Source organism: Terriglobia bacterium (assembly GCA_020072845.1).
Classification (GTDB): Bacteria; Acidobacteriota; Terriglobia; order Terriglobales; family Acidobacteriaceae; genus JAIQGF01.
Map to the genome: position 1 here is coordinate 191281 of JAIQGF010000002.1, position 23020 is coordinate 214300.

Here is a 23020-nt window from a genome sequence, read left to right on the forward strand (position 1 = left end):
AGCCGTGCTTGGTGCAGGGAGGATTCGCCATGGACCGTCATACGGCGCTGCTCTCGATTGCGACCCTCACCATTTTCCTGGGTGCATCGGCGGCACAGACTCCGCCCACCGGGACACAGAATCCGCCGGCCAGGGAAGAAGCGGCGCGTCGGCCGGCGCGCGTCGGTCCGCCATCTCATTCGGCAAGCGCACCACAGTTGGAGATCCAGGCCGACAAGCTTCGCGCCGAGAAGTCCTATGCCGACGCGATTGATTACTACCGCGCTGCCATCAAGAAAGCTCCCAGCGCCGGCCTGTGGAACAAGATCGGCATTACCGAACTGCAGTTCGGCCGTCACAAAGATGCCATCAAGAGCTTCGATCTCGCCATCAAGCTCGACCCCGAGCTGGCCGAGGCTTACAACAACCGCGGGGCGGTGTACTACATCTCCGGCGCCCAGCAGCAGGCCCTCGCCGATCGGGCCGGCAGGTCGGTTCCCGGCGGCGCACTCAAGAACTATCGCAAGGCAGTGAGCGAGTACCAGAAGGCGCTGGCGATCCGCGAAGAGAATGCGTCGTACCACAGCAACCTCGGCACCGCTTACTTTGGGCTCAAGGAATTTCCCGCGGCCATCAACGAGTACGCGCGCGCCATGCAGATCGATCCCGAGGTTTTCGAACACCGGTCGCAAACCGGCATCACGGCGCACATGTCCTCACCCGAGGACCGCGCCTATTACTCCTTCGTGCTGGCGCGCATCTACGCCAAGTCCGGCGACCTCGACCGCTCCCTGGTGTACCTCCGCAAAGCCATGGAAGACGGCTACAAGGAAATTGATTCCGTCTACCAGGACCAGGAATTTGCCACGCTCAGAAAAGATCCGCGCTTCGCGGAGCTGATGAGCAGCAAACCGGCGGTAATTCCGCAATAAGGTAGGGGGCGCGCGCTGGCGATCTGTAAATAGACAATTCTTTACAATTTGCAGACAACTTTTTCGGCGCGGTGGCGTCTATACAGGTGCCTCCTGAAAGCAACAGGTGAGTAAGGGGAAACGGTGGCCCGCCGAACGCTTAACCAGCACGCCCCAAGCGAGCGTTCGGTGGGCTTAATTTTTTTTGCCCGTCTTTTTTTCCGGCGACCTGCCTTGTAGGTAGCTGTCAATTACCTGCTGCAGCTTTCCCTGCGCCTTGAGAATGAATTCCACCGCGTCGCGCACGGCGCCGTGTCCGCCGGGATGTTCGGTGACGAAATGGGCGGCCTGCAGCACCTCCGCACGCGAGTTCGGCACCGCAATCGCCAGCCCGCAATGCTCCATGATCGGCAGATCAATGATGTCGTCACCGATGTAAGCGGCCTGTTCGGCGGAGAGTTTCTCCTGGCGCAGGATTTGGTGGAAGACGGTGAGCTTGTCGGCGATTCCCTGGTGGACATGGTCGAGGCGCAGGTCGCGGGCGCGCAGCGCCACCGTGTCGGAGATGCGCTTGGTGATGAGGCCGGTCTTGAGCCCGCCCAGGCGCGCCAGCGAGATCGCGGTGCCGTCGTGCGCATGGAACCCTTTGGCTTCTACAAAGCTGGCGCTGGAGATGGCGTAACCGCCGGCGTCCGCGAATTTGCCGGCGGCACTCCTGGTTTCCTGCCGCGCTCCGGCGGGAGCAGGAAAGAACCACAGCGAGCCGTCGGTCATGACGCCGTCCACGTCCATCAGCAGCAGCTTGATCTTGCGCGCGCGTTCTTCGGACATGCGTGGGATTGTAAATGGTCGTCGGTTTTCGGTGTTCGGTTCTCGGTTGTGGCTTTCCTCTGTAACCGAATACCGCCAACCGACAACCGACAACCGATAACCTAGAAGCTGCCTGCCACAAACTCCTCAATCACCATCTTCGAAATCGCGCCGCATTGGCCGCACCAGAGCAGCGTCATGTTGTTCTCGGAACTCAGCACTGCGACCCGCAAGCTCTCGCACGACGCGCAGCAGGTGGTCGGCTCGCCAGACTGGGGTTCCTCCACGGTCGTGGTTGCAGTCATTGTCTGCCCTGTCTTTACGGTGTTGATCTCGAACGTGCTGCGGCAATCGGCGCATACGTGGTTGAAGCAGCACTTCGGCTCGCACGAGTAGACGATCTCGGCGCCACCGCACTTGGGGCAGCGGATGATGTCCTTGAGCGCGAGAGCCATATGTACTGCATGATAGCAATCGAGTTGAGCAACGCCGGAGGTCGAGTGCCAGAGAATTTACAAGTGAGTAAACCCCAGAGTTTTCGCACTAAGTAAAACATACTTGACATCGAGTATAAAATATCATACATTGTGTCGCGAAAGGTAGACATGCCGAGGAGGTTTTCATGTCGTTCCGCGAAAAAAGCGCCTGGATCTCGTTGCTCTCGATTTCGGGCATTTATGGCTTCTACTTCTGGTCGGTCATTCATGCCGGCCCGCAGCCCGGCCGCTCCCACTTCGGCGGACTGCTGGAGACAATCATCTTGCTGGTGGTTGTGCAGATCGCGTTGACGGTCGCGGTCGCCATCTTCAACCCCAGGGAAGCCAAGGCTCCGCGCGACGAACGCGACAAACTGATCGAGCTCCGGGCCATGCGCGTCGCCTATGCCGGGCTCGCGACGAGCGTCGCGCTCGCCTGCTTTTTCGGCGCGTTCAATCCCCCCATCCTCTTTAACACCAACGCCCTGCTGTTCATTCTGGTGACAGCGGAGATCATGCGCTCAGCCTGCCAGATCATCCAATACCGGCGTGGAGCCTGACATGGGCGCCATCCGCAACGAAATCCGACGGCTGCGCTTCGAGCATGGAGAGATGACGCAACAGGAGTTAGCTGAAAAAATCAACGTCACTCGCCAAACCGTGAACGCAATCGAACAGGGCAAATACTCGCCCTCGCTGGAAGCCGCATTCCGAATCGCTGCCGTGTTCGGCAAGCCGCTGGAAAGCGTATTCCACTATTCCAAGGACCAATGAGCGGATTACAGCGCTCGGCGCCCCACATTTGAGGGTTTAAAGGGGTCGGTTGCGCCCTCTCAAGAAGTGTAGTCTCGCAATTTGCTAGGACAGGACCCTCAAGAGCGAACAATTGGCGAAACTCAGAATTTCACATACAATGAGCAGAATGTCTTCCCGGGGTGACAACGCGCTGGCCTGGGCCCATCCTGTGGTTCGCGATTGGTTCCTGGCGAAGTTCGGCAGTCCGACGGAGCCGCAGGAGCAGGGCTGGCCGCACATCCTGGCGCGGCATGCCACGCTGATTGCCGCGCCCACCGGGTCGGGCAAAACGCTGGCTGCATTCCTCGCCTGCATTGATCGCCTTGTCCGGCAGGCGCTCGCCGGCGATCTCCAGAACCGCACCGAGGTGCTCTATGTCTCGCCGCTGAAGGCGCTGGGCAACGACATCCAGAAAAACCTCGAAGTGCCGCTGGGGGAAATTCTTCAACTGGCGGCCGAGCGCGGACTGCTGATGCCGGAAATCCGCACCGCGGTTCGCACCGGCGACACGCTCATGCACGAGCGCCGCGCCATGCTGCAGCGCCCGCCACACATCCTGGTCACCACGCCGGAATCGCTCTACATCCTGCTGACGGCGGAGAAGAGCCGCCGCATGCTGCGCGATGTGGACACGATGATCGTGGATGAAATCCACGCGGTCGCCGGCGACAAGCGCGGCTCGCACCTGGCGCTTTCGCTGGAACGTCTCGACGCCCTGATCGAAAGCAGTGGGCACGCGGCGCCGGTGCGCATCGGGCTTTCGGCGACGCAGAAGCCGATTGAGGAGATAGCGCGCTTCCTCACGGGTCAGAGACCCGTGCCACACATGCCCGCCATCGTGGACGTCGGTCACCGCCGTGCCATGGACTTGCAGATTGAAGTCCCCGGCATTGAGCTCGGCGCGGTGGCGTCCAACGAGATGTGGGACGAGATCTACGAGCGCATAGCCGAACTGGTTCGGAAGCACCGCTCCACGCTGGTGTTCGTGAACACGCGGCGCATGGCGGAGCGCGTATCGCATCATCTCGCGGAAAAGTTGGGCGCGGAAACCGTTGCCGCGCACCATGGAAGCTTGTCGCGCAAACTGCGCCTCACCGCCGAAAACAAGCTCAAGAACGGCGAACTCAGAGTGCTGGTGGCGACCGCATCCCTGCAGCTCGGGATTGATATCGGCGCCATCGATCTGGTGATCCAGATCGCCTCGCCGCGGTCCATCGCCGTCGCCCTGCAACGTGTCGGACGCGCCGGTCACTGGCGTGGCGCGATTCCCAAGGGCCGCCTGTTCGTCACCACGCGCGACGAATTGTTCGAATGTGCCGCCCTCATCCGGGCGATCAAGCATGGCGAGCTTGACCGCATCCTGATTCCCGATGCGCCGCTCGACATTCTCGCGCAGCAGATCGTGGCGACATGCGCGGGCTCGGTCGACGGTCGACAGTCGACGGTCGACGGCAAGGTCGATGCCCAGAGCGAAAACGGGTCATGGAGCGAAGACGATCTTTTCGCGCTGATGTGCCGCGCCTATCCCTATCGCAATCTCGCGCGCCAGGATTTCGACGCCATCCTAGGAATGCTTTCCGAGGGCATCTCGGCCCGCCGCGGCCGCTTCGGCGCATTCCTGCATCGCGATCGCATCAACGGACGCGTTCGTGCCCGCCGGGGCGCGCGCTTGGCGGCCATCACCAGCGGCGGCGCGATTCCGGACAATGCGTTGTTCACGGTCGTCGCCTCGCCGGAAGGCACCATGGTCGGCACCGTGGACGAGGACTTCGCGGTCGAATCGATGGCCGGCGACATCTTCGTCCTGGGCAACACCTCGTGGCGCATTCGCCGCATCGAGAGTTCCTCCGGCCGCGTCCTGGTGGAAGACGCGCACGGCGCGCCGCCGGGAATTCCGTTTTGGCTGGGCGAAGCTCCGGCGCGCACTGCCGAGCTTTCCGAACACGTTGCTCTGCTGCGCCAAGAACTCAGCGCCCGGCTGGGGAAAACTTCGCCGGTCGCGTTCTCCACCAGTTTGCCCGAAGTCGTCGCAGCCATGGAGTGGTTAAAAGAAGAGTGTGGCCTCGACGCTGCCGGCTCGGAGCAGGCCATCCAGCACCTGGTCGCCGGACGCGCCGTGCTGGGTGAAGTTCCAACGCAAAAGACCATCATCGCCGAGCGCTTTTTCGACGAAGGCGGCGGCATGCAACTGGTGATTCATGCGCCCTTCGGTGGCCGGATCAATAAGGCGTGGGGGCTGGCGCTGCGCAAGCGTTTCTGCCGCAGCTTCAATTTTGAATTGCAGGCTGCGGCTACCGACGACGGCCTCAACATCGCGCTCGCCGAGCAGCACAGTTTCCCGCTGGCCGATGTTTTCAATTTCCTCCAGCCGGAGACGGTGCAAAGCGTGCTGGAGCAGGCGGTGCTCACCGGCGCGCCCGTTTTCGGCACTCGCTTCCGTTGGGACGCCACTCGCGCGCTCGCGCTGCTGCGCTTCCGTGGCGGCAAGAAAATCCCGCCGCAGGTGCAGCGCATCCTCGCCGACGATCTGCTCGCCTCGGTCTTTCCCGACGTTGCCGCCTGCGGCGAAAACATCACCGGCGACATCCAGATTCCCGACCATCCGCTGGTGAAGGAAGTGATGAAGGACGTCCTCCACGAGGCCATGGACCTTGACGGACTGTGCGCCGTGCTGCGCGGCATCCAGGACGGCTCCATCGGCTGCCTGGCCGTGGATACGCCCGTCCCTTCGCAGTTCTCGCACGAAATTCTGAACGCGAACCCGTACGCCTTTCTCGACGACGCGCCGCTGGAAGAGCGTCGCGCTCGCGCCGTGCAGATGCGCCAGGTGCTGCCGGACTCCGTTTTGCAGGAGGTCGGACGTCTTGATCCCGCCGCCATCGCGCAAGTGCAGCAGGAAGCCTGGCCCGACGTGCGCGATGCCGACGAATTGCACGACGCACTGCTCACGCTGATCGCGTTGCCGGAGGATTTAACTTCGGAGGGGCACGGCTTCAGCCGTGCCGAAAAACTTGCCAATGAAATGGGGGCTTTAGCCCCTGAGGGAAGCGCAGCAGGATGGACGCCATTTCTCGCGCCGTTGCTCGCTTCGAAGCGCGCCACTATTGCTCACGTGAGCGGGCATCCCTTCTGGCTCGCTGCCGAACGCGGCCCTGCATTCCGTGCCGTCTATCCGGAAGTAACATTCGACCCCGAACCGGTCGCCATCGGCCATGAGCCATCGACCATCGACCGCTCCGACGCGCTTCTCCAGATGCTCACCGGCTGGATGCAGCACATCGGGCCGACGACGGCTGCGGAACTCTCGTCGCTGCTTGCCGTTCCTGAAACCGAGATTGACCAGGCGCTGCTTCGTCTGGAGTCATCAGGAGCAATTCTGCGCGGCTCGTTCCGGCCACCGACCGCCGACCGTCAGCCGTCGACCGTGGAGTGGTGCGATCGTCGCCTGCTGGCGCGCATTCACCGCCTGACGCTCGGCGCGCTGCGCAAAGAGATCGAGCCGGTCACGGAAGCGCAGTTCATGCGCTGGCTGCTGCGCTGGCAGCACGTCGCGTCCGGCTCGCAACTGGCCGGCGAACGCGGTCTTCTGGAAGTCCTGCGGCAGTTGCAGGGCTTCGAAGTGCCGGCGAACTCCTGGGAGCGCCATGTGCTGGCGCGCCGCCTCTCCGATTACGATCCCAAGCAGCTCGACCAGCTCTGCCTCACAGGGGCGATCGGCTGGGGACGGTTGTCGCCACACCCGGCCACGCTGGAGGACTCGCACGACGGCCGCCGCCGCGTGATTCCCACCAGCGTTGCGCCGATCACGTTTTTCGTGCGCGAAGAGGCGGATTGGATGACGCCACGCCGTCCCGAATCCGTCGAGGAGGAAGCGCGCGGCCTGAGCCATGGAGCGCGCGACGTGCTCACCTTTCTGCGGCAGCGTGGCGCGTCATTTTTCGCCGACATCGTGCGCGGCACCGGCAAGCTGAAATCGGAAGTGGAAACCGGGCTGTGGGAACTCGTTGCCGCCGGGCTCGTCACTGCCGACGGCTTCGATAACCTGCGCTCGCTGATCGATCCGCGCCGCCGCTCGGGGCAGGGAAGCGGCAGGACGTCGCGCCCGCGACACTCCGCCGGACGCTGGTCGGTGCTGTATCCCATCGAGCAGCCCGACCGCAACAAGATGATCGAAGCCACCTGCGCCATGTTGCTGGCGCGCTACGGCGTGGTCTTCCGCGACCTGCTGGCGCGCGAGGCCATCCTGCCGAAATGGCGCGAGCTGGTGCAGGCCTTCCGCCGCATGGAAGCGCGCGGCGACATCCGCGGCGGCCGCTTCGTCAGCGGCTTCCTCGGCGAGCAGTACGCCTTGCCGGTGGCGGTGGAATCGCTGCGCGCGTTGCGCCGCACGGAACCCGCAGGCGAGATCATCACCATCTCGGCTGCCGATCCGCTGAACCTGGTCGGCATCGTGGTTCCCGGCGAACGCGTGCCCGCGATTTCCGGAAAAACGGTTACCTATCGCGACGGCGTGGCGGTCGCCAGCGAGGAGCGGCAGATGGCGGCCGAGCTTGCCATTCCGAGTACAGCCACCGGGGATTAACTCCCCGCCCGCAATTGCAAACCTTATAATTCCCGCGTGAAGTCTCGATTAGCACGCTTCGCCTTCGGGTTCGTTATTGCGGTTCTCGTTGCAATAGTGATTGTCGCCAGCGTTCATTCTCAACCGTTGCCTCTCAATGCTCGGGCTGATCGAGTCTTGGTCGTGAAGTCGGAACGCACACTGACTCTCTATGGCGGGAACACACAGCTGAAAACTTACTCGGTTGCCCTCGGCCGTAGTCCCGTCGGCAATAAGGGTCAACAGGGTGATCACAAGACACCCGAAGGCAACTACATTCTCGATAGGCACAATCCAGGCAGCCGCTTCTATCGTTCTATGCACGTGTCCTATCCGACCGCGGAGCAAATCGCAGCGGCGCGTCAGCGCGGCGTATCACCTGGGGGAGACATTTTCATCCATGGTCTTCCAAACGGATTGGGCTGGTTGGGCCGTCTGCATCGTTTCATTGACTGGACAGATGGGTGCGTCGCGGTCACCGACAAAGAAATGGATGAAATTTGGCGCGCGGTTCCCGACGGTACGCCGATCGAGATCCGTCCGTAGCCACTTAGTTCGAACGTCCGTTCAAAACGAGCCTTGTGCCGGTTTTTGCCGATCGCTGACGGCTGAAAGCTGACAGCTTCCGTATTACAATCCTCAGTTCGCCTGTCGTCATTCTTCTTCCAAGGATTTGCCATGCCCGAAGTCGCCGCACCACGCTCTGAAACTCCCGCGCCGCTGCTTGCGCTCACTGAAGACGAGCAGCTTTTTCGCGACAACGTCCGCCGGTTCGCGGAAGAAAAAGTGGCGCCGCTCTCCCGCGAAATGGACGAGAAAGGCGTGTTCGACCACGCGCTGATTGACCAGTTCTTCCAACTCGGCCTGATGGGTATCGAGATTCCCGAGCAGTTCGGCGGCGGCGCCGGAACATTCTTCGAAGCCATTCTCGCCGTCGAGGAGCTGTCGCGCGTGGACGCCTCCGCCGGCGTCGTGGTGGACGTGCAAAACACGCTGGTGAACAACGCCTTGCTGCGCTGGGGCAACGAAGACCAGAAAAAGCGCTACCTGCCGAAAATGGCCACCGAGACAGTGGGCGCGTACGCGTTGAGCGAAGCCGGCAGCGGCTCCGACGCTTTCGCGCTGACCACGAAAGCCGAGCTCAAGGGCAGCGACTACGTCCTCAACGGACGCAAGCTGTGGATCACCAACGCCAAGGAAGCGGGCCTGTTCATCCTGCTCGCCACCGTGGACCCGAGCGCCGGATACAAAGGAATCACCGCGTTTCTGGTCGAGAAAGACTTTGCGGGCTTCACCGTCGGCAAGAAAGAGGACAAACTCGGCATCCGCGCCTCCTCCACCTGCGAATTGATTCTGGAAGATTGCCCTGTGCCGAAATCCAACGTGCTCGGCGAAGTCGGCAAGGGCTACAAAATCGCCATCGAGACCTTGAACGAAGGCCGCATCGGCATCGGGGCGCAGATGATGGGCGTAGCGCGCGGCGCCTGGGAGCACGCGCTCAAGTACGCGCAGGAACGGAAGCAATTCGGCAAGGCGATTTCCGAATTCCAGGGCATCCAGTTCCAGCTTGCGCAGATGGGCACGGAGATCGAGGCGGCGCGCCTGATGGTGTACAACGCCGCCCGCATGAAGGACGCCGGCATGAATTTCGTCAAGGAAGCCGCCATGACCAAGCTGTTCACCTCGCAGGTGGCGGAGCGCGTCTGCTCGCTGGCGGTGGAGATCTACGGCGGCTACGGCTTCACCAAGGATTATCCCGTGGAGAAATATTTCCGCGACTGCAAGATCGGCAAGATCTACGAGGGCACGTCGAACATGCAGTTGGCGACCATCGCCAAGCTCGTGCTGGGCGGCAAGTAGTCGGAAGTGAAATCGCGTAATCGGGTAATTGAGTGAAGGGGGGTTCGCATTTACTTGCTCAATTACCCAATTTGCCTATACCCAGTTACTCCCCCTTGCCGCGCCTGTTCGTCTGCACTAGACTCTCCTAACTCCCGATCGGCCAAACCCTTCAGCAGGAGTATGCGATGCAACCTACTCAGGTGGAGCAGTTGCTCGACATGGCGGCGGTCCATGCTTTCTACATCGGACTGCTGGAGGATGTTCTCGGCCATCCCGTGCCCGTACCGCACGACGCGGCGGCCGGGGCCGAGGGCGCCGTCGAGAGATCCATTCATGACCTGGAGCGCTGGCTGAACCTGCTCGACCTGGCGATCACTCCACTGATGGTGCGCGACGCGCTCAAGGAATCCACTACCCAGGAAACCGCCGAGGCCCTGTTGCGCCACTTCGTCCGCAAGAGGTCGCGCTTCGAACCCGACCGCGACAAGACCGATTTCATCGTTACCTTCCTGTATCGTTCGCTGGTCCCGCACGAGAAGCAGATCCCGATGGAAATGAACGTGGAGGAGCCCTCGGAATTTGAAGAGGAGATCTACACCATCCTCGCCTCCGAGGAATCCGCCGCCCTGCCCGAGGAGCACCGCCAGTTGGTCCGCGAGTTTCCCTTCATCCGCCAGGAGGTGGACGATTACGGCCACTTCGACCAGCTTATGGATTCCGGCGTCATCCAGCGGGTGCGCGAGATCAAGCAGCGCCTCGGCGATTCCTTCTATCACCCGCGCGCGCTCTCCACCATTGCCGCCTACAACGTCTACTTCGGCAGCCGCTTCGACCAGTTGTTCAAGCAGACCGCGCAGCAGATCAAGAAATTTGCCAGCAACGTGCAGCAGCAGGGCGGCAGCATCATGAGCCGCGTGGACGGCGACATCACCGTCCAGCATCTCACCGCGGTCGAGGAGCAGCAAACCGAAATCATGCAGACCGAGTACGGCCGCGCGCAGGAACAATTCCGCAAAATTTCGAAGCTGAAAAAAGCGGTGGATTCGCGCACCAGCGCGCATCCTCATGCCGCCGCCGCAGCCGCCGCGGCCCATACGCCCGTCCCCGGTGTCCTAACCGGACGCACCGCGCACGCGCCCGGCGTCGGCGGAGCCCTCCCAGCCGGCGTCAATCCGGCCCTCGAACAGGGCAAGCTGCGCACCATGGAAAATTCCATCCGCAACTTCGTCCTCGCCGCCGACCCCAAATCCGCCAATGTCGTGCCGCTGCGCAACGGGAACGTGGTGCTAAGCAACGCTGAGCTTGACGCTTTTCGCGCCGACTATGGGGCCGAAAAGAGCTTCCGTGCCGACTGCGCCGGCGCGCTGCGCCAGACGGTAGCCATCCAGGCCCGCATTCGGTCGGAATTGCACGAATTCGACAGCAAACAGAGTTCGGCGTACTTGTGGAAGCCCCACGCCGATGCTCTGGCATTCCTCATCGGCGCGGCGCAGAATTTGCAGGAGCAGTGCGGCGGCCTCTTAGTTGTTGCCGAGCAACGAGGCCTGGCCGACAAGGCCACGGCCATCACCAGTTCGCTGCAGAAGATGCACCAGCAGGTGCAACTCGCCGCCCGGGCGCTGCAGGGAGATGGAAGCTAAGGATTGAGTGGAAATTGCTGGCTGGGTGTTACCCCGCAGCGAAACGCTGAGAACTGATAACTGACAACTGTATTTCACGCTTCTGCCGCCCCGCTTTGGATCAACTGGTCGATCAGGGATTCCAGCCGCTGGCGGTTCAACGGTGTCATGTCGGTGAAGCGCACGCCCATCCCGACCATCCGGTGTGCCACGGTGATCTCACCCCGGGCGGCGATTTGAATGTCGCCGATGTGCACCGCCGCTTCTACCTGCACTCCCGGGCGGAGCGGCGTGGTGGTCTCGACGTAGCAGCCGCCGAGGCTGATGTCGTGGATCATGGTCCATTGTCCGGCCGGCGACCCCATTTCCTGAACTTTCGCCCCGCCGCTGGCGCAATAGCGCGCATCCTTGCGCCGGTTATTGCGCCCGCCGAAGCTGTGCGGCGCAGTCCCGATCGGCGGCCGTTGCACGCCGCTGGTTTGCAGCGTGCCTGCCAACGAAAGCGTCGTCCGCGCCTCGGTGGCCGGCGCTGGAACTCCCCAGATGAATTTCCCGGTTTCGATGCAGAACAGCCCCACCTGGCCTTCCTGCGGCGTGCCTGGCTTCCCGATCCATACCACTTTGAAGCGCGCCTTCTCCATCCCTTGGCGCACTCCGATGGTTTCGCCCGGCCCGCTCCAGCAGCCCAGTCCCTTCAGGCGCGCCCCGTGCCGGCTGATGTCCACCGTCCATCCGGTTTGATTGATGGGTTTCCCTGCGCTGTCCATGCCGAACACGCGCACCGGCGACTCATGCGAGGTTCTGGGCTCACTTCGCGTCTGCAACATTGTGAAAGTACCCATGGAGGGCGCTTTTCGCCCGGCCGCAGTTTTGGGGAGGAGAATGCAAGTTTGGAGCAGCCGAACTCCGCTGTCAACTGTTTCCTGGCTCGCAGGCGGATCGTCCGCAACCTCCAGGTTCCCGCCTGGCAGGCGCTCCGGCAATCGAAAAGATAAATTTTTCTCCCTTGGGGGTGAAAATCTGACATAATTCGCCACCCTCGATCGCCCATCCGGAAGGGGAACCGGCCATGGACATCCGTTCTGCCGCCGCCGCTCGTGCGCCCGAGCCGCGCCGCATCGCCTTCATCACGACCGATGCCGCGGTTTCGCCTGACGTCCATCAGTTTCTCGAGCCCTCCTTCAATGTCCGCATGCTGGATTCATGGTCGCAGTTGGCGCTTCTGCAAAGCGAGACCACGCTCGATGCGGTCCTGCTCGATCTCGACACCCAGGGTATAGAGCCCGGCGCTGCCATCGACCTGCTGGCCAAGCTCCGCGGCATCAACCAAGACCTGGTCCTGGTCGCGCTGACCCGGAGCCACGATCACGCCTTGCGGCTCACCGCTGCCAACGTGCCTGTGGATGAATTCCTTGCCGCCCCGGTCGATTTCCACGAGCTGCAAATCGTCCTCGACCGCGCGCTGGACAAGCGCGCCATGGAGATCGAGAACCGGCGCGTCACCGAGCAGATTGCCGGCCGGTTCTCGTTTTGCGAGTTGATCGGCGGCAGCGAGGCCATGCGCCGCGTCTATGACGCCATTCTCCGTGTCGCCCACAGCGATGTGACGGTCGTGATCCGCGGCGAAAGCGGCACCGGCAAGGAACTAGTGGCACGTTCCATTGTGGCTGTCGGACCGCGCCGCGAGCGGCCCTTTATCAGTCTCAATTGCGCTGCCTTACCGGAAGCCCTGATCGAATCGGAACTGTTCGGCCACGAAAAAGGCGCATTCACCGGCGCCCATGCCTCCCGGCCCGGCCAGATCGAGCTCGCCGATACCGGCACGCTCTTCCTCGACGAAATCGCCACCCTCGGCCCGGGACTGCAAACCAAGCTGCTGCGAGTCCTGGAATCGCACACCGTGCAGCGGCTCGGCGGCCGCACCAGCAAGCACGTGGACTTCCGGCTCCTCACCGCAACCAATGAAAACCTCGAGGAGATGGTGCGCGTTGGGCGCTTCCGCGAGGACCTTTATTACCGCATCCACGTGGTGCCGATCTTTCTGCCTCCGCTGCGCGAGCGTCGCGACGACATCCCCCTGCTCGCCGATCACTTCCTCCACATCTACTGCGCCAGCAACCGCGTGCCGCTCAAGCGGCTCGATCCGGAGGTCATCGACATCCTCGAGGAATACGCGTGGAACGGCAATGTGCGCGAGTTGGAGAACCTGATGCAGCGCCTTGTGCTGATGGTTCCGGGACCGGTGGTCCTGCCCAGGGACCTTCCCCAGCAATTGCTTTTTGCCAGCACGGCAAAGCAGGAATCGTTGTTGATTCCCGAAGAGGGGATCGATTTCGACGAGGAAATTGCCCGCATCGAAGTCGCCTACCTGCAGGCTGCCCTGCGCCGCGCTTCCGGCAAGAAGGTCGGCGCTGCGGCGCTGCTGCACGTTGACCCGCAAAAGATGAAATATCTATGCCGCAAGTACGGGATTTAACCCTTCGCAGAGGTTAAAAATTAAACCTTAGGCGAAAATTTTTAACCGTTCTGCGATCGTTCTTGTGAATTTCTCATCAGTGCAAGCGAAATTGCGGCTCCATGCTATTGATTCCCCGTTCGAACTGGCTTCCGACCCAACTTGGATCGAATTGGCATGGAGCTTGCAGTTACTCAGCCCAGACCGGGGTTCAAGGAATTAAATTCAACTTGAGGGATGGACATGCAGAAGAAATCTCTGATCAAGAGCCGCGCCGCCGCCAAGAAGGCCCTGCTAGCGACCAAAAAGTCAAAGGTGGGTGGCAAACAGAAGGTCGCGGGTGCCGGGATGACGAACAGCCCGCTGAGCAACAGCCCGTTGAGCAACAGCCCGCTGAGCAACAGCCCGCTGAGCAACAGCCCGTTGAGCAACAGCCCGCTGAGCAACAGCCCGCTGAGCAACAGCCCGCTGAGCAACAGCCCGCTGAGCAACAGCCCGCTGAGCAACAGCCCGCTGAGCAACAGCCCACTGACGAACAGCAAGATTTAGTTTGCTTGATGTAGTGAGTGATAGACAAAGCGGCGTAACTTCGCAAAGGGGGTGCAGCTAAATGCACCCCTTGCGAATCTTTGCCTTACCAGACGCGCCGTGCCGCCGCAGTCAACAGCGGTTCGGTAACGATTCCTAGGAGGCTGCGCCGCCGCCCGTAGATCTTTGCCGTTCCCGTCATACCGTCACGAAGTTCTCCTTCGCGATTCTCCAACGCGACAGTGACAACGAAAAAATCGGGCAACGTTATTCCCTGATACTCCGATTTCCCTATGAGCCCGGCATCCGGCTTTTGCGCTGCCGGGGAGATGGAGATCACGGTTCCCGTCAGTAAGGTCCAGTGCCCGTCCATTCGCAGCCTGATGCCGTTAATTGTCTGCAGCTTTTGCATCTCCGACTCTCGAACAAGGATTCTCGCTCGCAGGCTCGATGTGTCCACTACTTCGGCGAGTTCAGTTCCCTCCGCGACATACGACCCGAGCAGGTCGCGCAGTCGTGGGGTTATGACTACGCCGGCGATCGGGCTGGCTACGGTGAGCTGTTGCTCCTTTTCGCGCGACATGATCGCGGCACTGCGGGCCGCGCGCCTCTCCTGCTCGGCCCTGCCGTAGTCGGCATAGTGCATCTGAGCGCGGAAGGCGCGGGCTTCGGCGAGTTCATATTCCGCCGCCGTCCGGGCCGCGTCTGAGCGCAGCCGGAGGTCGCGCATTCTCACCAGCACCGCGCCCGCTGGCACGCGCTCCCCCTCATCGGCTTCCACCTCCACCACGCGCCCAGGTACCTGCGCCCGCAACACCGCCCGTTGCACCGGCTCGAGCAGGAATCGTTCGGTCACCCGGTCGCGGCGCAAGGGCAATAAACCGAGCGCTGCCAATGCCAGCGTGCCCGCGAAAATGGGCTTCCTGTATGTCCGCAACAATTCTTTCTTGTCGAGATAGAGGTCTTTCATAAACAGCCCCAATTCCACAATTCGGGAACGAAAGATTTTCAGCGCCAGCAGCCCGGCGGGAAGGAAGGCCCACTGCGGCGTGTAGTAGTAAACGATGTGATACAGAATTCGGACAAAAAAAAGCAGAAGGCCGTAGCAATAGAATCCCGATAAGAGCGCGTACCCCGTATAGCAGATTGCACGCAAGCGGGAAACGGACGGCACCTCGCCCGCCATGTGAAACACCTTGACGCGAATCCAGGAGATCAGCCAATTCGTGGAGGTCGCCTTGATATCGGGCATGCGGAACCATTCGGTGAACAGCATGTATCCGTCCATCTTGGCGAACGGGTTCCAGTTCACCAGCACACACAGAATCCCACCGGATAGAACCACGTAGTAGGACACCTCGTGCAGCAACGTCCCGGGCGCTGTCGCCCACCAGATGACGCTGGCATACGTACACATCACTACTTCCGACCAGACGCCGTAGAAGGTCGTCATCATGCGTTCCCAGCGGTCGCCGTATACGTACACCTCCGTCACGTCGCAGAAGATGCACGGGGTCATGTACACCAACATGGCGCCGATGCGATGGACGTCGCCCCCGAAGTGTTTGCACGTGAGCCCGTGTGCGGTTTCATGCACCGCGCCGAGTAGCAGGAAGATGATCAGGAAAGTTAGGAAGTGGCCGAAACCACGCCCGCCAAAGTTGTAGAAATCCAAGCTGTCGGCCCACACCTGGCGCCAGTGCGAGCCCAGAATCAGGCAACAGACGAAGAGCATGAAGAATGACCAGCCGGTGAACCAGCGCGAGTAGATCCAGCCGCAATGCTTGTTCACCCATGTCAGGTAGTGGTTTGGATCAAAGGAAGTGAGAACGATCTGCGCCAAGTCGCCTTCCGGTTTCCGCCGGCGCTTGCGTTCCTGCATCAGGTGATGGCACAGCGCCACGCTCTTTTCCTGCGGCGTGTGGTACCAGAAATCAGCATCCTCCAATGCTTGCACGAATGTCTTAAGGTCGTCCAAGGACAGGTTGAGCCTCAAGCGGTCGGCGGCAACTTGCACCACGTCCTCCGGCGTGCGTTCGCCGTCGAACAGTTGCACAATGCTGTGTTGCATTTCGGTGAGTCGGAAATAGCACGGCGGGCGTCCACCCGGGACGCACATGGTGTAGATTCTGCCGTCGTGCTCCTCGTGCTCCCTCACCACCAGCTTGGGGTGGAGACGCGGTCGGACCTGCCGCGGCCTCAGTTGCGGCAGATCGCTAACTGACTCTTCCAGGACTCGGGCCAGATTCATCGCTGCTCTACCTTGATATTCACCGTCATCCCGGGACGGAGCGGCCCCGGTTCGCCCACCACCTGTGCCTGCAACTCGATAGTTCCGCTGGCGGGGTCTACGACCGGGCTGACCAGAATGACCTTCGCGGCGTGCTTCGCTTCTTGATCGAACGCTAGTGCCACCTGCACCAGATCACCGAGCTTCACCTTTCCGGCAAACTCCTGCGGTAAGGTGAATTTAACATTGAGGGGCGCAATCGCTGTCACCCAGAACAGGCGCTCGTTGTTGGCGATCCTCTGGCCCGCGCGAACATAGCGTCGGGCCACCACGCCGGCGAACGGTGCAACGATGCGCGTCTTATCCAGCTCCAGTTGCGCCGATCTCTCGGCCGCCTCGGCGTTCTTCAGATCTTCCTCCTGGTGCTGGAGGTAGTACTTGCCGCCCTGCGCCGAGTAACGATCGTGCTCGAGCTGCTGCTGCGTGATCAACTGCGCTTTCCACATCTGCTCCGCGCGCCACAGGTCGGCTTCGCGCATCTTCAGCTCGGCCTGCCAGTGCTGCAAATCGGCGCGCGTGCCCTCCGCCTTCGCTTTCGCCGCCTCGTGATCCGCCGTTAGCTGCCGGTCATCCAGTTGCGCCAGCAGTTGTCCCTTGCGTACCCGTGTGCCCACGTCCACCAGAATTCTGGCCACCACGCCCTCGCGCTGCGCCGCCACGTCCACCTGGTTTTCGACCACCAGCGGCCCGGAAGTTTCAAAGTATTCAGGATTGGGCTTGGCCGCCGCTTGCCGCGCGGGAGCGGTCGCCGGCGGTGGCGCGGCGGCGGCGCTCACGGTCGCAGTCCGATCGCTGCTGCACGACGTCATCAACGTCACAACCGCCGCGCCCATTGCAAGCAAAACCGCCAAACGTTTCACAGATCCCTCCGCCATGTCCCGATCCCCCGGACTCCTCACCAGCCGAACCATGCCCACAACTTCGCCCACAGCCACATGCCGAAGCCGCGGAACATCACGTAGCCGGCCGGCTTCCACCCCACACTCAGCTTCGATATTCCCGACATGCCCGGCCGGATGATTCCTTCGGGATTCGGTATGTCAACGCGCGCAAAGTAAACGCGCTTGTCCTCCACCGCCGTGCTCATCGGGCTGATGAGATCCACACGTCCCACAAACCGTCGCAACGGAAACCCGTCCAGCTTCACCGTTGCTTTCTCCCCCGCTTCCAGCAGCGGGACATCGGTTTCATCCACCGCGACGTCTACGGTCGCGTGCGAAGTGTTCACGACCTTCGCGAGCGTGTCGCCGGCTGCGAGCTTGGTTCCGCCCAGCGTATCGATGTGCGGCGTGGCGACGACACCGTCAATGGGCGAGCGCAACCTGGTTCTCTCCAGACGTTCGCGCCCGCGGTTCGATTCCGCCGTCCAGTACTCCGCCTGCACCTGCTGGATGCCCGCTTCGGTGCCGTCGTTGGCGGCCAGCGCTCGGTTCATCGCCGCCAATGCGGTCTCTCGCTTGGCCTGTGCCGCCGCCAGCTCCGCCCGGTAATCCCAGTCGTCGAGGTCGGCCAGGATCGTCCCCTTGGCGATGCGATCCCCCTCGTGCACGTACACCTTATGAACGACCCCCGGGACTTCCGCCTGGATTGTGGCGCTGCTTTGCGGCGCCACGGTAGATTCGCCCGACACGCGCATGGGGAGCGGCACGAAAATCAGAAAAAGGATGGTGGCGGCCGCCAGCGCGGCATACGCTCCGCGTCGCTTTTTCTCCATCGCCATGAACTGCTTTTTCTTCTGAATGATCGGTTCCAGCAAACCGATCAGCGGAACTTCCTCGTACAGCGAGGCATTGCGCAGCGCCACCGTCGCCTGCGAAGCCACCACATTGATAAACTCGAAATGCACCTCGCTCAGGAAGTCGGGGTCGGTGCTTTCAAAACACAGCACCCCCAGCTTGCCCTGGTCATCCATCAGCAGCGCCGAGTACCACCCGCGTACGCCCGTCTCCTTGAAGTAGTTGAAGAACTTCTGCCGCGTTTCCTCGCGATCGGCTTCCACCGTGTCGCCGTGCGCCACCACGTGCAGCGGCTTGTCGTATTGCGAAGCAAACTCCAGGGTTTCCCGGAGCAGGCGTATCTTGGGGTCACCTTGTACCACCTCTGTCATGCCCGAGACTGCCTTCAGTTGCAGCTTCCCCTTGCTCTCCAGCGCCACCGACGCCCGGTCATACGTCATGATCTTCTGTGGTGCGTTCACCACCACCTGCAGCACGCGCTCCAGGTTCAGAGTCGAGGTGATCTCGTTGCTGACCTCCACCAGCGTTTCCAGGATTTCGATCTTCTTCTCCGCTTCCATAAGGCTGGCGTTGTGCAGCGCCCCCGCCGCCGTCTGCGTCATCATCGTCAGAAAGAACAGGTCGTCCTCGTCGAACTCGGTTCCGTCGGTCTTGTTGACGCATTCCAGCACCGCCACCAGCGAATCCTCGTGCACCACCGGCGCCGCCATCAGCCCGACGATCTTTCCCTCCTCCAGGTCTCCATTGCGTGCCGCGAGCCGGGCATCGGCCGCGTCCGTGATCACCACCGGCTCGCCCGTGTCGCCCACCTGCTTCACGATCGCTTCGGGGCCGCTCTCCAGTTCCACGGTCTCGTCTTCGCCATCGCGCGCCATCAGCACCAGGTCGGCGTCTCCCACCATGTACAGGTTGACCGCTTGCGTGTTCAGCAGTTCGCGGACCTTGGCGCAGATGATCGGCATCAGCTCGCTCATCTGCAGCGTGGAATTGAATACTTTTTCCACGTCGTAGAGCTGCGTCAGCCGGGTAATCGAATCCAGGTTGCTGTTGCGCTCGTTTTCGTAGGCCAGGCCGGTGGCCAGAGCCAGGGCGGAGAGTTCCGTCAACTCGTCCAAGGTTTCGATGTCATTCTCATCCAGCACGCGGTCGAAGCTGATCGCCTCGATGGCGCCGATCAGCACCTCGTCCAGCAGGATGGGCACGTACGCCAGCGAGGCGATCGTCCGCCGCACATCCAGGTGGGCGTAATGCTCGCGCGCCAGCGAGGTCCCGGAAAACAGCAGCGGCTCGCGCGTCTCCGCCAGTCGAGTCAGCGTCGCTGCCTCGTACGACTCCTCCACCGTCGCCTCGCCCACGCGCCCCTTGACCGGCCACGCCGGACTTTCATCCTCGTTGTACACGTAGACGTTGATGGCGCAGCCTTCCAGCAGGGCGGCGGCTTGTTGTGCGATCACTTCCGCGCGCGGCGCGACCTCCCGCTCCGCCAGCAGCAGGCCGGCGAAGTCGCCTTCGGGGGTCGAAACAGCGGGTCTTTGCGTCGCCATGCAGCGACTCCTTAGGATTTGTGAGGTCCCCACCTGCTCGGCTGGGGGAGCGCGAGCAACAGGCTTGCAAATATCAAAAAACTACCGTAACGTGCTGCGGACTCTAACAAACGCGTACCCTGGTGTCAACGAACCATGGCCACCACAGCCGGGTTCGCGCGGTTGCGCGATTGCAGATAGAATGGCCGGGTCGGGACCGGGAGGGTTTTCGTGGATATTGACGTTCGCAAGTACGGCAAAGTACACACCGTAAGACTGAAAGGACAATTGAAGCTCGGCGAAGCGGTCGACGAACTCCGCTCCACCCTCGACGGGATCGTGGCCGAATCCGGATTCTCCGTCGTGCTGAATATGACCGAGGTCCCCATGGCCGACTCCAGCGGGGTGGGCGTGCTCGTCCGGTACCAGTCCAACCTCAAGCAGAAGGGCGGCGCCCTTAAGCTGGTCAATCCCTCCAAACTGGTTTCCCAGACGCTGAAGATTCTCGGGCTGCTCAGCGTGTTCGAGGTCTTCCAGGACGAAATGGCCGCGGTCCAGTCCTTCAGCCCCGAAACCGCCGCCGCCGGCTGAGATATGTGGTGGAACGCGCTCGCCCTCGACCGCGTGTTGCGATTTGCAATTTCAGTTTCTCCCCGCGATAATTCGGCTCCCATGAAAACCGCGAAACTGATCGCCGCGATCCTCCTTCTGTCGTTCACTGCGCTCGCGCAGTCCAACGACGACCTCATCAAGCAAGCGCGCAAGCTCAACAACGAAGGCCACCAGGACCAGGCGCTCGCCCTGTACACCCAGGTGTTGAAGGCCGATCCGGGCTCTTACCAGGCCCATCTCGGCGCCGGCGTGGTGCTCGATCTCGATGGCAAGTACGACGACGCGCGTAAGCACTTTGCCAAGGCCATCGAGGTGGCGCCGCCGGAATCGAAGGCGCAGGCCATGCGCAACATGGCGTTCTCCTACGCCTTCGAGCGCAAGGCTGCCGACGCCGCCCGCTACGAGCAGCCTCTCTACGACGAGGACATTGCCGGCAAGAATTTCTTTGCCGCCGGCGAAGTCGCCAACGAACTGGCCCGCATTTACCTGGAATCCGGCGATCTCGACAACGCGCAGAAATGGTACGCGATGGGCCACGAAGCCGGCCTGAAACAAAGCGACATCAAGCCCGAAGGCATTGACCTGTGGAACTTCCGCTGGGAGCACGCGCAGGCCCGCATCGCCGCCCGCCGCGGCAAGCGCGCCGACGCCCAGCAGCACGTCGCCGCCGCCAAGGCCATCCTCGACAAGGGCACCAACCTCCAGCAGGCGCCGTTTTTCCCCTACCTTGAGGGATACGTCGCCTTCTATCTCGGCGACACCAAGGCCGCCATCGCCGCCCTGCTAAAGGCCGACCAGCGCGATCCCTTTATCCTGGTCCTGTTGGCGCAGGCATACGAAAAATCCGGCGACAAGACGCAGGCCATCGAGTATTACCACAAGGTCCTCGGCGTCAACAGCCACAACCCCACCAACGCCTTCGCCCGGCCAATTGCGAAGAAGAAGCTGGACTGAGGGTTATCGGTTTTCGGTTGTCGGTTAACGGTTCTCGATGGTCCTTCAAAGCTGTCGCGGGCGCCATTCTTAACCGATAACCGATAACCGATGACTGACAGCCAGCGCGGCTTGTCCCGCGACGTTCGTCCCAATATTCGCTGTCAGGGCTGAACCGGACGTATAATATGTGCATGCGGCGGAGCATCTTCACGGCCGCGCTCCTGATCGTCGTCACCGCGCTACCCTTGTGTGCCCAGCGCCGCGGAGTCTCCTCTCCACGTGCCGGCGCTGCGGTCGGCACCCGCTCCAGCGGACGAGTCATCGTGAACGGCGGCGTTGGCTTCGGAATGCGCGGCGGCGTTGCCTTCGGACGTAATCCGGGCTTCGGTGGATTCGTCAACCGGCGGCCATTCCATCCCCGTCGCTTCTACTACCCGTACGCCTACGCGTATTCGTATCCGTATCCCTATTATTCGTATCCGTATTCGATCTATCCGTATACCGCGTATCCCTACTATGGGGTCGGCCTTCAGAGCGACTTCGTGTACTCCAACGCCGCCGTGGGGACATACTCTGCTCCGGCATACATGGCGGACCACGACGCCGGCTTGCAGAGCGATCTCTACCGCCTGCAAGCGGAACTGGACCAAGTTCGGCAGCAGCAGGCGGCCGACCGCCAGCAATATGCGCTGAGCACGCCGACTGAGACGCCGCGGCCGGTTCCTGCCACGCGCCCGCAGCCGGAGCCACCCGCGCCTCCGACCGTGCTCATCTACCGCGACGGACACCAGGCGGAAGTCCACAACTATGCCGTTGTCGGGCAGGTGCTGTGGATTTTCTCCGAGGAGCGCGCGCGCAAGGTTCCGCTCGCCGACCTCGATCTCGACGCCACGCGAAAAGCGAATGAAGAGCGCGGCGTGGATTTCGCCGTACAGGCTAAGCCTCCCTCGCAATAAGGCACGGATCCTTCTCGGAATGTTCGCTTGGCGCCCCAGTCAGCAAGTGGTTGAGCGCGCGCAGAACTAATTGCCCACCCTTTGCTGCGCAAAAGGTAGGGTGCCCGGCACATCGAGCAATGCTTGCGGGTACCTATCTGCGATCGTCAAGAGCTTCAGTGCGGCTTGCCGTGGCTGGCGCACGCCCTGTTCCCAACTTTGGACTGTTTGCGTGCTGACATTCAGCAGTCGTGCGAACTTGGGCTGACTCGCATGCAACGCTGCTCTAATTTTCTTGATTCGGCTTGGTGGCATGCTCTTTGCGAGCGGCGGGATCGCGGTGACACGCAAATCGACCCGCTCACCGCGCTCGTATCGCAATGCCTCCTCTAACGCCGTCCGCAGTTGTCCAAATACCTTACGCCGTTTCCTCGTCATACTCCGTCCGTCTCCTCGTCGCACTGCTTCGTTAAGAAGACCAGATTCTTCATGATTTCTTGATCTGATCGACCAGAGCCTGCAAGACTTTCCGTTCCTCCTTGGAAATGTCCTCCTGTTCGCCTTTGTCGAGAAGCGCCAGAAGATGAATGTGCTGCTTCCGCAAAAGGTACAGGAAGAAGTACCTGAATCCTCCGCGACTGCCCTTTTGCCGCCCTGGGTTGCCGGTGCGAGCTTTGCGCACGCCGCCGGTCCCCTGAACTAACCTGCCCCGCTCCGGGTTTTTGAGAAGCTCGTCCTGAATCGCAGAAAGAACCTCTTCCGAAGATGCTCTCGCGAGCTGGGCTAGTCTCTGCGTGAACGGGCGCGATTCGATAAATACCACATAGTGGTATATACCACTATGTAAGATAGCAGGTCAATGGAAAAGGTTGTCGCCGGTGGGCGGCTGACGCCGCTGAATTGTTATGTCGAGATCGTTTTCCGGCCGGCAGCGGGCACGTAGGGGAGTGGCGGGCAAGCCGCGTAATCGACA

General features: G+C 61.7%; 20 protein-coding genes. 12 read left to right on the forward strand and 8 right to left on the reverse strand.

Features of this window, described 5'->3' with window-relative positions; all coding sequences use genetic code 11:
- The first annotated feature begins 29 nt into the window (after positions 1-29).
- A complete protein-coding gene (locus tag LAN70_02240; protein MBZ5509966.1) occupies positions 30-911 on the forward strand; it encodes a tetratricopeptide repeat protein in 882 nt (293 codons plus the stop codon).
- Between the two features lie 174 nt (positions 912-1085).
- Here the strand turns inward: LAN70_02240 and LAN70_02245 are convergent, their stop codons facing one another.
- Both LAN70_02245 and LAN70_02250 read right to left on the reverse strand, forming a co-directional pair.
- Positions 1086-1721: an HAD hydrolase family protein gene (locus tag LAN70_02245; protein MBZ5509967.1), complete on the reverse strand. Its 636-nt coding sequence runs from the start codon at positions 1719-1721 to the stop codon at positions 1086-1088.
- 101 nt (positions 1722-1822) lie between these two features.
- The gene (locus LAN70_02250) at positions 1823-2155 is read right to left on the reverse strand and encodes a hypothetical protein (protein ID MBZ5509968.1); all 333 of its coding nucleotides are present in this window, start codon (positions 2153-2155) and stop codon (positions 1823-1825) included.
- Between the two features lie 167 nt (positions 2156-2322).
- Here LAN70_02250 and LAN70_02255 point away from each other — a divergent pair, with 167 nt between their 5' ends.
- The 6 genes from LAN70_02255 (at position 2323) to LAN70_02280 (ending at position 11053) form a co-directional block, all read left to right on the forward strand.
- A complete protein-coding gene (locus LAN70_02255) occupies positions 2323-2736 on the forward strand; it encodes a hypothetical protein (protein ID MBZ5509969.1) in 414 nt (137 codons plus the stop codon).
- Between the two features lies 1 nt (position 2737).
- Positions 2738-2950, forward strand: a complete 213-nt coding sequence (locus LAN70_02260) for a helix-turn-helix transcriptional regulator (GenBank protein ID MBZ5509970.1) — start codon at positions 2738-2740, stop codon at positions 2948-2950.
- A gap of 148 nt (positions 2951-3098) precedes the next feature.
- Positions 3099-7553: a DEAD/DEAH box helicase gene (locus LAN70_02265; GenBank protein ID MBZ5509971.1), complete on the forward strand. Its 4455-nt coding sequence runs from the start codon at positions 3099-3101 to the stop codon at positions 7551-7553.
- 36 nt (positions 7554-7589) lie between these two features.
- The gene (locus LAN70_02270; protein MBZ5509972.1) at positions 7590-8117 is read left to right on the forward strand and encodes a L,D-transpeptidase family protein; all 528 of its coding nucleotides are present in this window, start codon (positions 7590-7592) and stop codon (positions 8115-8117) included.
- 132 nt (positions 8118-8249) lie between these two features.
- Positions 8250-9431, forward strand: a complete 1182-nt coding sequence (locus tag LAN70_02275; protein ID MBZ5509973.1) for an acyl-CoA dehydrogenase — start codon at positions 8250-8252, stop codon at positions 9429-9431.
- A gap of 167 nt (positions 9432-9598) precedes the next feature.
- Entirely contained in the window at positions 9599-11053 is a 1455-nt protein-coding gene (locus tag LAN70_02280) for a hypothetical protein (protein ID MBZ5509974.1), read from the forward strand.
- Positions 11054-11127: 74 nt separating this feature from the next.
- On the opposite strand, the gene LAN70_02285 is transcribed toward LAN70_02280, so the two are convergent.
- Complete coding sequence (locus LAN70_02285; GenBank protein ID MBZ5509975.1) at positions 11128-11874, reverse strand: PilZ domain-containing protein; 747 nt, start codon at positions 11872-11874, stop codon at positions 11128-11130.
- Between the two features lie 227 nt (positions 11875-12101).
- Between LAN70_02285 and LAN70_02290 the strand changes: the two genes are divergently transcribed.
- Together LAN70_02290 and LAN70_02295 are read left to right on the forward strand one after the other, a co-directional pair.
- Complete coding sequence (locus LAN70_02290) at positions 12102-13508, forward strand: sigma-54 dependent transcriptional regulator (protein ID MBZ5509976.1); 1407 nt, start codon at positions 12102-12104, stop codon at positions 13506-13508.
- 222 nt (positions 13509-13730) lie between these two features.
- Entirely contained in the window at positions 13731-14036 is a 306-nt protein-coding gene (locus tag LAN70_02295; protein ID MBZ5509977.1) for a hypothetical protein, read from the forward strand.
- Positions 14037-14121: 85 nt separating this feature from the next.
- On the opposite strand, the gene LAN70_02300 is transcribed toward LAN70_02295, so the two are convergent.
- The 3 genes from LAN70_02300 to LAN70_02310 are packed head-to-tail and all read right to left on the reverse strand — an operon-like array spanning position 14122 to position 19585.
- Positions 14122-16266 carry an efflux RND transporter periplasmic adaptor subunit gene (locus LAN70_02300; GenBank protein MBZ5509978.1) on the reverse strand — a complete coding sequence of 715 codons (2145 nt, stop codon included), beginning with the start codon at positions 16264-16266 and terminating at the stop codon, positions 14122-14124.
- Positions 16263-17165: an efflux RND transporter periplasmic adaptor subunit gene (locus LAN70_02305; protein MBZ5509979.1), complete on the reverse strand. Its 903-nt coding sequence runs from the start codon at positions 17163-17165 to the stop codon at positions 16263-16265. Before LAN70_02305 ends, LAN70_02300 begins: the two co-directional genes overlap by 4 nt.
- Before the next feature lie 35 nt (positions 17166-17200).
- On the reverse strand, positions 17201-19585 hold the full coding sequence (locus tag LAN70_02310; protein ID MBZ5509980.1) for an efflux RND transporter periplasmic adaptor subunit: 2385 nt from the start codon (positions 19583-19585) through the stop codon (positions 17201-17203).
- 210 nt (positions 19586-19795) lie between these two features.
- Here LAN70_02310 and LAN70_02315 point away from each other — a divergent pair, with 210 nt between their 5' ends.
- The 3 genes from LAN70_02315 to LAN70_02325 all read left to right on the forward strand — a co-directional run bounded on the left by LAN70_02315 (position 19796) and on the right by LAN70_02325 (position 22068).
- Positions 19796-20155, forward strand: a complete 360-nt coding sequence (locus tag LAN70_02315) for an STAS domain-containing protein (GenBank protein ID MBZ5509981.1) — start codon at positions 19796-19798, stop codon at positions 20153-20155.
- An 81-nt stretch (positions 20156-20236) separates the two neighbouring features.
- The gene (locus tag LAN70_02320; protein ID MBZ5509982.1) at positions 20237-21130 is read left to right on the forward strand and encodes a tetratricopeptide repeat protein; all 894 of its coding nucleotides are present in this window, start codon (positions 20237-20239) and stop codon (positions 21128-21130) included.
- A gap of 173 nt (positions 21131-21303) precedes the next feature.
- A complete protein-coding gene (locus LAN70_02325) occupies positions 21304-22068 on the forward strand; it encodes a hypothetical protein (protein MBZ5509983.1) in 765 nt (254 codons plus the stop codon).
- A gap of 66 nt (positions 22069-22134) precedes the next feature.
- Here LAN70_02325 and LAN70_02330 read toward each other — a convergent pair whose 3' ends face one another.
- Together LAN70_02330 and LAN70_02335 are read right to left on the reverse strand one after the other, a co-directional pair.
- Positions 22135-22428, reverse strand: coding sequence for a helix-turn-helix domain-containing protein (locus LAN70_02330; GenBank protein MBZ5509984.1), 294 nt, complete (start codon positions 22426-22428; stop codon positions 22135-22137).
- 106 nt (positions 22429-22534) lie between these two features.
- Positions 22535-22870: a type II toxin-antitoxin system RelE/ParE family toxin gene (locus tag LAN70_02335; GenBank protein ID MBZ5509985.1), complete on the reverse strand. Its 336-nt coding sequence runs from the start codon at positions 22868-22870 to the stop codon at positions 22535-22537.
- Positions 22871-23020: the final 150 nt, after the last annotated feature.